Raw genomic sequence first — 12,490 nt, 5'->3', positions numbered from 1 at the left:
CACGTCAGTGCCGCACCGCCCGCGGCACCTCCGCCTGGGTTCCCTTCGGCAGCTTGTGCGTGCTGCGGGCCGTGGAGGTCCGGGAGGCCTTCGGGGGGACGTCCGGGACGGTGACGAGGACCGTGTCGCGCCATGTGCCGTCGGGGTCCTTGAAGTCGACCTGGACGGTGAAGGACTTGGCCGAGTCGTCGGGGTTGGTGGCGGTGACGTCGACCGTGGTGCGGCCGTCGGCGTCGGTGGACGGGGTGCCGAGTCTGACGTCGGCCTTGGCGTCGACGCCGCCCTTGATGCTGTCCAGCCGGCGGCCGGCCTCCGCGCTCGCCGACGCGAAGGCGGACGCGGCGCGGTCGCCGACCGACTCGGCGGCGGAGGCGGCGCGGCTGGCCACGGACGACGGGTCGGTCTCGTCCGAGCAGGCGCAGAGCGGGAGGGCGCACGCCGTCGCCGTCAGGGCGGCCCGCCCGGTCCAGTGCGTGCGGTGGGATGTCATGGGGCCTCCGGCGTGCGGTACGTCCTGGGGTCGCCTCCAGTGAAGGGCCGGCCGCCGCTGCCCGCATGCCGGCTCACCCGGACGGGCCACTCCTCGTGGTGGCGGCCCCCGGCCGGACCGATGGTCGAGGGAGAACAGCCGACTGACGCAGTCGCCCACAGGAACGGGGTACGGCCATGCGCGAGCAGCCGTCGTCGCAGTCCCACACTCCCTCCCCCGAGGACTCACCCGTCTGGGATCCGTCCCACCAGGGCACCGGACGGCCCCCATCGGCCCGGGCCGCCCCGCCGGCGGCCGACAGCGGGTGGGCGGCCGGCGGTGTCGTCTTCGCGGGGGTGCTGATGCTGGTGCACGGCCTCCTCACCGTCGTCCAGGGCATCGCCGCGATCGCCGAGGACGACGTGTACGCCCGGATCGGCGACTACGTCTACGAGATCAGCCTCACCGGGTGGGGCTGGATCCTGCTGATCCTGGGAGCCGTGGCGGCCGGCACCGGCGCGGGCCTGCTCAGGGGGGCCGAATGGGCCCGGGCCGTCGGCATCGCGATGGCCGCGCTGAGCATGGTCGCGCAGTTCCTGTTCCTGCCGTACGCCCCGGTCTGGTCGATCATCCTCATCGCGATCGACGTGTTCGTGATCTGGGCGCTGGCCACGTACCGGCCGCCGAGGACGACGACCCGGCCGGCCTGAGGCGAGCCTTCCCCGGGGTCCGCCCCCGGTTGGCCGCCCCGGGACACGCCACCCAGCCCCCGAGCGCCTGCCGGCCCGCCGGCTCGTTCACGTTGACCGGACCGACTTGGATGTGATCGAGAAGCTCGTCCTGCCAGGGGGAGATCGGCGCCGCCACACTGATTACCGGGCTTCCGATCGGCAGCCCGGCGAGGTTTCCCGTCGGCCGCTCCGGTGCCGTGGGGGGTTGCCCCCTCCGCCCGGTTTCGGAGTGGTTGGCGCAGCTGGTCCCGAACGCCGGCGACAGGAAAACCACCGACTCCCCCGCAGACGAAGGAGACACCGAGGAGATCACCGCTCCTGCCGCGACCGCCGTGAACAGAAACCCGTGACCGTCTAAGGCATGGTCATGACCGGGGAACGATCAATGACCACCCCGGGTCACCGTCCGGGACCTTCTGGACGTCGGTGCGGACTTCGCGCTCCCCACCGAACCACCCGGCAGGCACTCACCCGTTCAAGCGCCCCGCACGCGGGTCACCGACGTCGCCGGACAGCACACCTAGTCGCCCGGGGCGCCCGGCACCACCTCGACCGCCTTTCTCCGCAGCCACTCCAGCGGCGGCACGGCCGATCCCATGTACGGCGTGATCCGTACCTCGAAGTGGAGGTGGGGGCCGGTGACGTTGCCGGTGGCGCCGGAGAGGCCGAGGCGTCGGCCCGGTCCGACCCGCTGACCCTTGCGGACGTCGATGCGGGAGAGGTGGGCGTACTGCGTGAAGTACCCGTCGGGATGGCGGACCAGGACCTGCCGGCCGAAGCCGTCGCCGCAGGTCGTGGCTCGGACGACGCCCGGACCGACGGCGTACACGGGGGTTCCGGTGGGCACGGCGAAGTCCTGGCCGGTGTGGCGGTGGGCCCAGCGGGAGCCGCGTTCGGCGTAGCCGGCGGAGAGCCAGTAGCCGCGGGTCGGGGCGGTCCAGGCCGCCGCCGCGCCGGCCCTGGTGCCGGCCTCGGTGCGGGCCGCCGGGCGGGGGGCTGCGGCGCGGGCCGCCGCCCCGTCGCGCGCGGACGAACGACTGCGGGCCGCCGCGCCGTCGCGCTTCGACGGCCGGCCGCGGGCGGGAGCCGGGGTGCGGTCGGGGGTGCAGTGTCCGGCCTGCCCCGACGCGTCGACGGCGACCGGATCGCCGGCGTCGCGCGCCCTCGTCCACAGCAGGTCCCACAGTTCGGCGCGCAGCGCCTTGCGGCGGCGTTCGGCGGCCTCGGCCTCGGTGTCGGCGGCGCCGGCAGCCACGTCGGGACGGGGCTCGGCGGTATGTGCGGTACCGGCGTCCGCGTCGGTGTGCGCCGCCCTGAGCCGGTCGGCCCGTTCACGGGCCTGTTCGTGCGCCCGTACGACCCGGGCGGCCCGCTCGCGCAGCGCGTCGCTCCCGGCGCCGGCCGGCACCGCGGCGAGCGCCACCAGGAGGGCGGCCGCCAGGAAGGTGGCGGCGGCGGAGTGGCGCGCGGAGTGTTCTCGTCGCATCTTGGGATCATCGGACCAGCACTCGAGCGCGGTCCGGTCGACGCGCCGCGCCCTCAGCCGAACGGCCGCGCCACCCAGGCCCGGTACACGGCCGACGACCGTGGATTGTCCCGGCACCGCCACACCCCGTGCGGGCAGTAGTCGCTGATGGTCTGGTAGAGGGGCCGGTGCCGGGCGAACCACGCGAGCATGCCGCGCACGTAGGCGGGGTTGTCCCCGTTCCGGAACAGCCCCCACTCCGGGTACGCCACCGGCTTGCCGTGCCGCTTGGCGAACCGCACGTGATCCGCGAGTCCGTACGGCTCGTCGACCTGTTCCTCGAAGCGCATGCCCTCGGGCTGGTCGTAGGCGTCCATGCCGATGACGTCGACGTAGGCGTCACCGGGGTAGCACTTGGTCCACGGGATCGCGTCCCGACCCCGGTTGGGCGTGAACTCGAACCGGAACCGCTGCCCCTCCACGGCCCGCATGACCCGCACGATCCGCGTCCAGTAGCGCTTCCAGGCAGCCGGGTCCGGCCCGCAGCGGTGGGTGTAGGTGATGCCGTTCATCTCCCAGCCCACCACGAGCACGGCGTCGCGCAGCCCGAGCGCGACGAGCCGCCGGCCGAGCACCCGGAAGTGCTCGTCGTACGCCCCGCCCGCGCCCTTGGCCAGCTCCATGCGCACCACGGAGTCCGGCAGGTGCGCCTCGTTGCGCTCCAGCATCGGCACGTTCAGCACGAACATCCGGTCCGCGCGCGCCCTGCGCCACGTCCCCCAGTGCCTCAGATGTCCGGGCTCGCCCTCGATCCTGCTCCACCGGTCGCCGGGCAGGAAGGCCCTGCCCACCCGTGGCGTGGCCGCCCCGACCCACCCGTCGAGCTCCGCCAGCCGCCGCACCGCCGTGGAGTCGTACCCGACGTACGCCCCGAAGGCGGGCGGGTCGCGCGGCGGCGGCCCACCGGCGCCGCGCCCCAGGGGGACGCAGGCCGGCGCGGAGAGCAGGACCAGGACGGTGAAGGCCGTGAGGCAGGGCCTCAGGAGCCCGCGCAGCAGGCTCCGGGAAGCGCGGGGGGTGCCGCGGCGGGCGCGGAAGGGAGGGCGCATCGGCTCATGATGACCGCCTCCCGCCCTCAGGCACCCTGAACTCGCCAGGAGACCACCCGGACCGGGTACGAGGAGTCCGACGGCCGTGCGCCGGCTCGCGCACCAGGAAGACGTCCACCGCGTCCTCCCGCTCCCGTACGAACCCGTGTCGCTCGTACAGGCGGCGGGCCGGGCTGCCCCTCAGGACGTCGAGGCGGACCCGGGTACCGGTGCGGTCGGTGTCGCGGAGCAGTCCGGTGAGGACGGCGGAGCCGATGCCCCTGCCCTGGGCGCTCGGGGCGAGGTAGAAGTGCTCCAGCCAGTGGGCGTCGGCCGCCGGGCGGAGCGCCACACAGCCGGTGAGGACGCCGCCGATCTCGATGATCCGGGTGTGCGCCGGGACGAACCCGTCGCGCAGGCGCTGCCGTACGCCGTGCTCGTCGTAGCGGCCGAGTCGCTCCAGGTCGGGGCGGAGGACCACGGCGCGCAGGTCGGCCACGGCCTCGACGTCCGCCGCCGTGGCCGGGCGCAGGCTCCAGTCCGTCATGGCGGTGCAGCGTACGCGAGCCCGCGATCCGGGAGGACGGCAACCCCGGCGGGGGCCGCGGCGACCAACAGGCGTCCGTGGATCCGTCCCCCACACGAGGAGTTCACTCCATGCGCAGACACCTCGTACGGTTGTTCACCGTGCTCGCGGCGCTGGCCGCGCTGCTCCACGCCACCGGCACCGCCGCCCCCCGCGCCGAGGCGGCCGACGAGTGGAACCCGCCCGCCCAGCTCGTCCAGCCGCTCGACGAGGTCTGGAACCACGTCTCGACGACCTACCCCGACCTCCACGGGTTCCGCAACTACGGCTGGGACCAGGTCATGGCCAACAAGGGCAGCATCAACTACTGCGTCCGCTGGGAGTCCGACGCCCCGGTCAGCGCCGCCCTGCGCGACCGCGTCCACGCCGCGCTGAAGCGGCAGTTCGCCCTGTGGATGGCCGCCCAGGTGGAGAACGGCCGGGGCTACGACAACTGGCCGTACACCACCGTGCCCGTCAACATCGTCGGCTGGGCCGTCAAGAACCGCGCCACCCTCCAGTGGACGGACAACTCTGTCGACATCTACACCAACGTCCTCGACGGCGGCGGCGCCCCGCAGTGCGCCCCCGACTGCGGCCGCTTCTTCCACCAGGACGGCGACTACTCCCAGTGCCCCGGCGGCACCGCCCGCCACTACGACCAGTCCCTCTGGCTGACCAAGGGCTTCCAGGGCGGCGCCGGCGGCGACTGGGGCCAGCGGCTCGGCCAGGAGTACTTCACCTCCGCCCTCGACCAGCAGAACATCCACATCTACCTGCACGAGGTCGGCCACACCTTCGGCCTCGACGACTTCTACGACTGGACCCCGACCGGCCAGTGCTGCTTCCTGATGAAGGCGGGCAGCGCCACGCACATCACCGAGTTCGACAAGTGGATGCTGCGCGACTTCTGGCGGCACCTGAAGGGGCGGTACGGGCTCTGAGGTGACCCCCGCACCGGACGACGGCGACGCCCGCGGAGCAATTCTCGATCCGGCCCGCCCCGCGCTTCCGTCGTCCGGCCGCCGTCGTCCGGTGCGGTCCGCGCGTCAGACGTCCCGCACGCCGTGGGCCACCGACACCTCGTCCCCCACGGTCACCTTCCCCGCCCGCTCGACGGTGAAGTAGGCGCCGAAGGCGACCCCCTCCGTCTCCCGTCGGTAGTCGGCGAGGGTGCGCAGGGGCTCGGGGCCGCAGCGGCGGCCCGTTTCCTGGTCGACCATCGTGATGGCGCAGCGGATCGTGCGCTCGGTGAAGGTGAGCCGGGTGCCGGCGACGGTGAGGTGAGCGACGCCGTCCTCCGTGTGCGGGGCCGGCCAGCCGTCGATCACCATGTTCGGGCGGAAGCGGTCCATGGGGAGGGGATCGGCGCCGCGCTCCACGAGCCTGGCGTTCAGCAGGTCCAGGCTGGCGCGCGAGACGACGTGCAGACGGCCGCTGTTGCCGGCGGGCGGGCGGACCAGGCGGCTCGGCGCGCCGAGGAACTCCGTCAGCCAGGCGTCCGCCCCGCTCCCGTCGGGCGGCACGCGGAGCGTCTCCCTGCCCGGGGCGCGCAACCGCAGTTCCCCGTCGGACAGTTCCGGTGTGATCAGGGCCAGCGCGGGGTCCCCCCACTGCCAGCGGACGTCGCCCTTGTCGTCGACGATCGCGTACGTGCGGTCGTCCCGCAGACCCGTCGGGGTCAGCTCCGCCTCCGTGAGGGTGATCCCGGCGCAGCCCTTCACCGGGTAGTACGTGAGCTCCGCGACCTTCGCCACCATGCGCAACGCCCCCTTTTTCCGGGAACCTACTCGCCCGTCGTGGCGCGGCGGGCAAGTTTTTGCGGAATCCGGTGAGTTCTCGCGGCCCCGCGTCCGTACTCCTGTGCGTCCGACCCCGCCGAGCACAGGGCGGTATCCCCGAACGGGCAAGGAGGAACGGTGCGCTTTTCGCGGAACGCGATGGGAACTGCCTTCGTGGGCGGCGCTCTGAGCTTGACCCTCGTGGCCCTCGCCTATCCGTCGATGCTGGGGCTGGAGACGGTCTCCACCTCGAACGACCGGATCATCGCCAACACGCAGTGGGGCCCGTTGACCGAGAGCGACCGGGCCTTCGTGGTGGCCGTGCGGGCGGCCGGTCTGTGGGAGTACCCGGTCGGCTTCATCGGGCTGCAGAAGGGGCAGAGCCCGGCGGTGAAGACCGCGAGCGAGCACCTCATCGACGGGCACGCGGCCCTGGACACCACCTGCCGCAAGATCGCCCCGATGCTGAACATCACGCTGCCCAACGTGGCCAGTCCGCAGCAGATCGGCTTCGTCAACACACTGCAGGCGGCCCAGGGCGAGCAGTTCGACATCACGTTCGCGAACATCCTCCGCCAGACGCACGGCTCCATCTTCAACACCGTGGCGAAGGTCCGCTCCACCACGAAGAACACCCTGGTGCGGGCGCTGGCCGACCAGGCCAACGACACCGTCCTCGACCACATCACGGTGATGGAGAAGACCGGCATGGTCGACTTCGACCAGACGCTCTTCAACCAGACCACCCCGCCGAAGCTGCCCAAGTCGGAGATGACCCCGCCGCCGCCGGCCGCCGGCCAGCCGATGGTCGTCCTCACGCCGCCGCCGACCGCCACGTCCACGCCCGTGGACATCGACGGCGCGGCCGTGGTGGGCGGGGTGGCCCCGGCCCCCACCCCCACGGCGGGCTGAGTCCCCCTACGCCAGCCAGACCGTCGTGTCCGGCCCGATCCGTCCGTCACCGTCCAGGGGAACGCTGGTCAGCAGCACCTCCCCGGGCGGCAGCGGCACCGGCCGCCCGGACAGGTTGGTGACGCACCGCCAGCCGTCGCAGCGGGTGAAGGCCAGGACACCGGGCGGGGTCTCCTCCGCCCAGGTCAGCTCCTCGCCCTCCAGCAGCTTGCGGCGCAGCCGCAGGGCCGTGCGGTAGAGCTCCAGGGTGGAGCCGTCCGTGCCGTCCTGCGCCTGGACGGCGTACCGCGCGAAGGACGGGGGCTGCGGCAGCCACGCCCCGCCCGCGCCGAAGCCGTACGACGGGCCCGTCGTGGTCCACGGCAGCGGCACCCGGCAGCCGTCACGGCCCTTGCGGACGCGGCCCGTCTGCTCCCAGAGGGGATCCTGGAGGACCTCCACGGGCAGGTCGGCGACCTCGGGCAGCCCGAGCTCCTCGCCCTGGTAGACGTACGACGATCCCGGCAGCGCCAGCATCAGCAGGGTGGCCGCGCGGGCGCGGCGCAGGCCGGCCTCCTCGTCGACGGGCGGGGCGTGGCCGCCGGACAGCAGCCAGGCGTTCTGGTCGGTGCCGGGCGGGAGCATCAGGCGGGAGGTGTGGCGCAGGACGTCGTGGTTGGAGAGCACCCAGGTCGCCGAGGCGCCGACGGCCCGGGCGGTGGCGAGGGAGGCGGTGATGACCTCGCGGATCGCCTTCGCGTCCCAGGGGGCCTTCAGGTACTCGAAGTTGAAGGCCTGGTCGAGCTCGTCGGGGCGGGCGTACAGGGCGCGGCGGGCACCCGGGACCCAGGCCTCGGCGACGGCCGTGCGGGGCGGTGAGTAGCTGTCGAGGATGCGGCGCCAGTCGCGGTAGATCGCGTGGACCTCGTCGCGGTCGTAGAAGGGGTGGGTGCCCGGCTCCATGGACGCCAGCGCCTCCTCGTCGCTGCGCTCCGCGGCGCCGAGGTCCCGCAGCGGCTCGCGCAGGTCCTTGACGAGGGCGTGGGCCACGTCGACGCGGAAACCGTCGACCCCGCGGTCGGACCAGAAGCGCAGGGTGGTGCGGAAGTCCTCGCGGACCTCCTCGTGGTCCCAGTTGAGGTCGGGCTGCTCGCGGGCGAACAGGTGCAGGTACCACTGGCCGTCGGGGACGCGCTGCCAGGCGCTGCCGCCGAAGACGGACTGCCAGTCGGTGGGCGGCAGTTCGCCGTGCGCGCCGCGTCCGTCGCGGAAGACGTACCGGTCGCGGGCGGGTGAGCCCGGGCCGGCGGCGAGGGCCTCCTGGAACCAGACGTGGCGGTGGGAGGTGTGGTTGGGGACGAGGTCGACGATCACCTTCAGACCGAGGCGGTGGGCCTCGGCGACCAGCGCGTCGAAGTCGTCCAGGGTGCCCAGGCGCGGATCGACGTCCCGGTAGTCGATGACGTCGTAGCCACCGTCGGCCAGTTCGGACGGGTAGAACGGGCTCAGCCAGAGCGCGTCGACGCCGAGGGCGCCCAGGTGCGGCAGCCGCTCGGTGACGCCCCGCAGGTCGCCGAGCCCGTCGCCGTCGGCGTCGGCGAAACTGCGCGGGTACACCTGGTAGACGACGGCCTGGCGCCACCAGTCGGGGTTGCGGGAGGACAGGTCGGTCGTGGCAGCGGTGTCGAAGTCGGTCACGTCGTGAAGCCTGTCCACTTTGCCGGGAAAGACAACGTCCGCACCATGCGGATCGGATCATTCCACACGTGCGGAATCGGTGACGGAACCTTGAACTCCCCCTGCATCGGCGCAGGTTGACAGCCATCCACCGCGCGCCCCACGATGTGCCCACGCTGTGGCGCATGTGACCGATGGGCCCAGTGTTTCTTCTGATCTGACCGTCACCCCGGCCTGCGCCGCTCCGGCCCTCGCCTCGTCGTGGCGGTCACTCGCCGAGATGGGATACGCATGTCCATAGCGAGACGTGTCACCGTGCGCCGCCTGCTGGGGACGGGCGCCGCTTCACTCGCCCTGTGCACCGCCTCCGTCGCCGCCGCCACCGGCGCCTTTGCCACCGGGACGCCCGGCGGCGACGGCTGGAAGTCCGGCGGCCAGTACCAGCCGGGGACGGGCGCGGGCACGGAGACGGAGACCGACCGCTGTCAGTTCTCGCTCGACGGCACCCGCTTCTTCGACTCGGTCCGCGTCGACGACCAGAACCTCCGGCCGACCGGCGACGGCAAGGTCCACCTCACGGTCCGCACCGCCGACCAGGCCACCACCTGCACCGCCTCGCTCGCCTCCTACCTGGCCCACGGCGCGGACTTCCGCACCTCCGGCGAGCAGGTCTTCCTCGACTTCGACACGGTGACGGTCAAGCCGGGGCGGACCGGCACCCTCGACATCGCGGTGCCGGACGCGGGCTGCTACGCGCAGATCGACCTGTACCGGGGCGCGGTGAAGTTCGACGGAGAGCTGGACGCCGAGGACGGCTTCGAACACGGCGAGCTGCCCAAGGGCCCGGACCGTCCGGTCATCAAGGACAAGCTGATCGCGGCCTGGAACGGCGGCTTTGACGACTGCGCGGTCACCGAGCAGCCGCCGGCGTCCGCCCCGCCGTCCTCGCAGCCGCCGAGCGCCCCCGGGTCGCCGTCGGCGCCGGCCTCCGAGACGCCGTCCGAGACCCCCTCGGACACCCCGTCGCAGACCCCGTCCGCATCCCCGTCGACGTCCACCCCGACGCCCGGCGCCCCGGAGTCCACCACCCCCGCGGCGCCCACCCCCAACGGCGGTGGCGGCGACCTCGCGGAGACCGGCGCGAACGGCGTTACCGGCCTGATCGCCGGCGGCGCGGCGGTCCTGCTGGCGGGCGGCGCGGCGATCGTCGTGGCGACGCGGCGCAGGCGGGCGACCCGCTAGGGGCACCCGCGAGGTGCGGGAGGGCGATCCGCCAGAGGCCACCCGCGACGTGCGGGACGGCGGCCCGCCAGAGGTCACCCTCTCGTACGACGACTCGACGCCGGCCGGGCCGTGGGAAACCGGCCGGCGTCGGCTGTCCGGCGGCCGTCCGGCCGCCGTTCGGCGGCTACGGCTTCTCGACCGTCGTCAGCCACAGGTTGACGTACCGCTCCACGTCCACGTCCACCGCGACGTCCACCAGGGGCTGTTCGCGGAAGCCGTGGTGGACCTCGGACTCCCCGGGGCGGGGACGGCGGTCCACGATCGTCTGGCCGCGGGAGGGGCCGGGGGCCAGCGAGACCTCGACGGGCAGCCGTTCGGTGGTCAGACCCGCCGGGTCGACGACCGCGCAGACCGCACCCGCGTCGCCCAGGCCGCCCGTGGGGGTGGGATCGCCGGAGGTGGCCGGGTCGCGGTGGGCGAGGAGCTCACCGGCCATCCGCAGCCGGGGTTCGGAACTCGCGCGCAGCCGCTGGACGTCCGCCGCCGGGACGAGGACCCGCTTGAACACGTCCAGCCCGTACATCGTGATCGGCACCCCCGCGGTGAGCAGGACCGCGGCGGCCTCCGGGTCGTGCCACACGTTGAACTCCGCGACCGGCGTGGCGTTCCCCGTCGTCACCGCGCCGCCCATGAACACGATCCGCTCGATGTTCCGCACCACCTCCGGATGCGTGCGCAGCAGCAGGGCGATGTTGGTGAGGGGCGCGGTGGGGATGAGCGTGACCGGGCGCGGCGAGGCGAGGATCTCGCGCCGCAGCAGCGTCACCGCGTCCACGTCGACCGGGACGCGGGTCGGCGCGGGCAGCCCCAGGTCGCCCATTCCGTCCTGCCCGTGCACGTGCCGCGCCGCGCGGACGGGTTCGATCAGCGGGCGCTCGGCACCCCGCGCGACCGGGATGTCCCCCGCCCCGGCCTGCTCCAGCACGGTCAGGGTGTTGCGGACCACCCCGTCCACGTCGGTGTTCCCGGCCACGCAGGTCACCGCGCGCACCTCGAGACCGGGATGCCGTACGGCGAACAGCAGGGCCAGGGCGTCGTCGACACCCGTGTCGCAGTCGATGATCACCGGAATGGGCCGACCGGTCACAGGGGCGCTCCTCTCACTACGGGCATGGGGGTACGGGTCCGTCGGTACCCGTACGTCGGTCGGGGAACGTCCGTACGGGTACGTCGGTACAGGTACGCCGTCGACCTTACGCAGCCGCCCACAGTTCGGCCCCGCGATCCGCGACCCGCCCGGCGATCCGGTGCAGCACCTCGTCCACCGGCACCGCCCCCGGCCGCCGCCCGTCCCGCAGCCGTACGGCCACCAGGTCGCCCTCGGCCTCCCGCTCCCCGATCACCGCCTGGTACGGCACCAGGCGCGCCGCCCGGATCCTCGCCCCGAGGGTGCCCTCCCCGGGGCCGCGCACCTCGGCCCGCACCCCCCGCGCCACCGCCTGCCGTACGACCTCGTGCGCCCGCTCCTCCTGTGCCTCCCCCACCGGCAGCACCGCCAGGTGCACGGGCGCGAGCCAGACCGGGAAGGCGCCACCGTGGGCCTCGACGAGGTGGGCGACGGCCCGTTCGACGCTGCCGATGACACTGCGGTGGACCATGACGGGCCGGTGTTTGGCGCCGTCGGCGCCGATGTAGTGCAGGTCGAAGCGTTCGGGCTGGTGGAAGTCGATCTGGACGGTGGACAGGGTGGCCTCGCGGCCCGCGGGATCGGTGATCTGCACGTCGATCTTGGGACCGTAGAAGGCGGCCTCGCCCTCGGCGGCCTCGTAGTCGACGCCGGAACCGTCGAGGACCTCCTGGAGCAGCGCGGTCGCCCGGCGCCACAGCTCCGGGTCGGCCACGTACTTGCCGCCCTCGCCGGGGAGGGAGAGGCGGTGGCGGGAGGCGCGGATGCCGAGGTCGGCGTAGGCGCGGGCGATCAGGGTGAGGGCCGCGCGGGCCTCCTCCACCGCCTGCTCCAGGGTGCAGAAGATGTGGGCGTCGTTGAGGGTGATGGCCCGGACCCGGGTGAGACCACCGAGCACCCCGGACGGCTCCGAGCGGTACATACCGCCCAACTCGGCCATGCGGAGGGGGAGTTCGCGGTAGCTCCGGGACCGTGAGCGGTAGATCAGGGCGTGGTGGGGGCACAGGCTGGGGCGCAGGACGACCTGGTCGGCGCCCAGGTTCATGGGCGGGAACATGTCGTCGCGGTAGTGGTCCCAGTGGCCCGAGATCTCGTACAGGTCGCGTTTGCCGAGGACCGGCGAGTACACGTGCCGGTAGCCGGCGGCCCGCTCCGCCTCCCGGACGTACTCCTCCAGGGTGTGCCGGACGACCGCCCCGTCGGGCAGCCAGTACGGCAGGCCGGCGCCGATGAGGGGGTCGGTGTCGAACAGGTCCAGTTCCCGGCCGAGCCGGCGGTGGTCGGCGGGGCGGGGGGCGTGGGCGTGGGAATCGTGGGCGTGAGGGTCGTGGGCGTGAGGGTGGTTCACGGTGGGTTCCTCTCGGGGGAGAGGCGAGCGCCCGCACGACGAAGCCCCGGGGCACTCGCCCCGGG

12 protein-coding genes are annotated in these 12,490 nt (G+C 73.5%); 4 read left to right on the top strand and 8 right to left on the bottom strand.

Annotation, left to right across the window (positions count from 1 at the left end; genetic code table 11):
* Positions 1–4: 4 nt before the first annotated feature.
* Entirely contained in the window at positions 5–490 is a 486-nt protein-coding gene (locus ACIBBD_RS08125) for a hypothetical protein (protein WP_399418462.1), read from the bottom strand.
* 176 nt (positions 491–666) lie between these two features.
* Between ACIBBD_RS08125 and ACIBBD_RS08120 the strand changes: the two genes are divergently transcribed.
* The gene (locus ACIBBD_RS08120; protein WP_399418461.1) at positions 667–1,179 is read left to right on the top strand and encodes a hypothetical protein; all 513 of its coding nucleotides are present in this window, start codon (positions 667–669) and stop codon (positions 1,177–1,179) included.
* Positions 1,180–1,720: 541 nt separating this feature from the next.
* Here the strand turns inward: ACIBBD_RS08120 and ACIBBD_RS08115 are convergent.
* Genes ACIBBD_RS08115 through ACIBBD_RS08105 form a run of 3 tightly spaced genes read right to left on the bottom strand, consistent with a single transcriptional unit; the run spans position 1,721 to position 4,300 of the window.
* A complete protein-coding gene (locus ACIBBD_RS08115; protein ID WP_399418460.1) occupies positions 1,721–2,686 on the bottom strand; it encodes a M23 family metallopeptidase in 966 nt (321 codons plus the stop codon).
* A 53-nt stretch (positions 2,687–2,739) separates the two neighbouring features.
* Positions 2,740–3,774 carry a glycoside hydrolase family 26 protein gene (locus ACIBBD_RS08110; protein ID WP_399418459.1) on the bottom strand — a complete coding sequence of 345 codons (1,035 nt, stop codon included), beginning with the start codon at positions 3,772–3,774 and terminating at the stop codon, positions 2,740–2,742.
* Positions 3,775–3,778: 4 nt separating this feature from the next.
* A complete protein-coding gene (locus tag ACIBBD_RS08105; protein ID WP_399418458.1) occupies positions 3,779–4,300 on the bottom strand; it encodes a GNAT family N-acetyltransferase in 522 nt (173 codons plus the stop codon).
* Between the two features lie 110 nt (positions 4,301–4,410).
* Here ACIBBD_RS08105 and ACIBBD_RS08100 point away from each other — a divergent pair, with 110 nt between their 5' ends.
* Complete coding sequence (locus tag ACIBBD_RS08100) at positions 4,411–5,262, top strand: hypothetical protein (RefSeq protein ID WP_399418457.1); 852 nt, start codon at positions 4,411–4,413, stop codon at positions 5,260–5,262.
* A gap of 105 nt (positions 5,263–5,367) precedes the next feature.
* On the opposite strand, the gene ACIBBD_RS08095 is transcribed toward ACIBBD_RS08100, so the two are convergent.
* Positions 5,368–6,078, bottom strand: a complete 711-nt coding sequence (locus ACIBBD_RS08095; RefSeq protein WP_399418456.1) for an MOSC domain-containing protein — start codon at positions 6,076–6,078, stop codon at positions 5,368–5,370.
* A 180-nt stretch (positions 6,079–6,258) separates the two neighbouring features.
* Here ACIBBD_RS08095 and ACIBBD_RS08090 point away from each other — a divergent pair, with 180 nt between their 5' ends.
* Positions 6,259–7,011, top strand: a complete 753-nt coding sequence (locus tag ACIBBD_RS08090; RefSeq protein ID WP_399418674.1) for a DUF4142 domain-containing protein — start codon at positions 6,259–6,261, stop codon at positions 7,009–7,011.
* 6 nt (positions 7,012–7,017) lie between these two features.
* Here the strand turns inward: ACIBBD_RS08090 and ACIBBD_RS08085 are convergent, their stop codons facing one another.
* The gene (locus ACIBBD_RS08085) at positions 7,018–8,688 is read right to left on the bottom strand and encodes an alpha-amylase family glycosyl hydrolase (protein WP_399418455.1); all 1,671 of its coding nucleotides are present in this window, start codon (positions 8,686–8,688) and stop codon (positions 7,018–7,020) included.
* Positions 8,689–8,958: 270 nt separating this feature from the next.
* On the opposite strand from ACIBBD_RS08085, the gene ACIBBD_RS08080 reads away from it, so the two are divergent.
* Positions 8,959–9,909 (top strand): LAETG motif-containing sortase-dependent surface protein, encoded by a 951-nt coding sequence (locus ACIBBD_RS08080; RefSeq protein WP_399418454.1) that lies wholly within the window; start codon positions 8,959–8,961, stop codon positions 9,907–9,909.
* A gap of 166 nt (positions 9,910–10,075) precedes the next feature.
* Here the strand turns inward: ACIBBD_RS08080 and ACIBBD_RS08075 are convergent, their stop codons facing one another.
* Positions 10,076–11,038: a nucleoside hydrolase gene (locus tag ACIBBD_RS08075; protein WP_399418453.1), complete on the bottom strand. Its 963-nt coding sequence runs from the start codon at positions 11,036–11,038 to the stop codon at positions 10,076–10,078.
* 106 nt (positions 11,039–11,144) lie between these two features.
* Complete coding sequence (gene thrS, locus ACIBBD_RS08070; RefSeq protein ID WP_399418452.1) at positions 11,145–12,425, bottom strand: threonine--tRNA ligase; 1,281 nt, start codon at positions 12,423–12,425, stop codon at positions 11,145–11,147.
* Between the last annotated feature and the right edge of the window lie 65 nt (positions 12,426–12,490).

Source organism: Streptomyces sp. NPDC051315 (genome assembly GCF_044455165.1).
In the GTDB taxonomy this organism is placed as follows: Bacteria; Actinomycetota; Actinomycetes; order Streptomycetales; family Streptomycetaceae; genus Streptomyces.
The sequence above is the reverse complement of the archived record's forward strand: the minus strand, read 5'-3'. Positions and strand labels throughout refer to the sequence as shown.

Coding starts and splice junctions, on each gene's coding strand:
- ACIBBD_RS08110 (WP_399418459.1), bottom strand. CDS start 3,774: ATGCGCCCTCCCTTCCGCGCCCGCCGCGGCACCCCCCGCGCTTCCCGG.
- ACIBBD_RS08125 (WP_399418462.1), bottom strand. CDS start 490: ATGACATCCCACCGCACGCACTGGACCGGGCGGGCCGCCCTGACGGCG.
- ACIBBD_RS08100 (WP_399418457.1), top strand. CDS start 4,411: ATGCGCAGACACCTCGTACGGTTGTTCACCGTGCTCGCGGCGCTGGCC.
- ACIBBD_RS08080 (WP_399418454.1), top strand. CDS start 8,959: ATGTCCATAGCGAGACGTGTCACCGTGCGCCGCCTGCTGGGGACGGGC.
- ACIBBD_RS08095 (WP_399418456.1), bottom strand. CDS start 6,078: ATGGTGGCGAAGGTCGCGGAGCTCACGTACTACCCGGTGAAGGGCTGC.
- ACIBBD_RS08120 (WP_399418461.1), top strand. CDS start 667: ATGCGCGAGCAGCCGTCGTCGCAGTCCCACACTCCCTCCCCCGAGGAC.
- ACIBBD_RS08105 (WP_399418458.1), bottom strand. CDS start 4,300: ATGACGGACTGGAGCCTGCGCCCGGCCACGGCGGCGGACGTCGAGGCC.
- ACIBBD_RS08115 (WP_399418460.1), bottom strand. CDS start 2,686: ATGCGACGAGAACACTCCGCGCGCCACTCCGCCGCCGCCACCTTCCTG.
- ACIBBD_RS08090 (WP_399418674.1), top strand. CDS start 6,259: ATGGGAACTGCCTTCGTGGGCGGCGCTCTGAGCTTGACCCTCGTGGCC.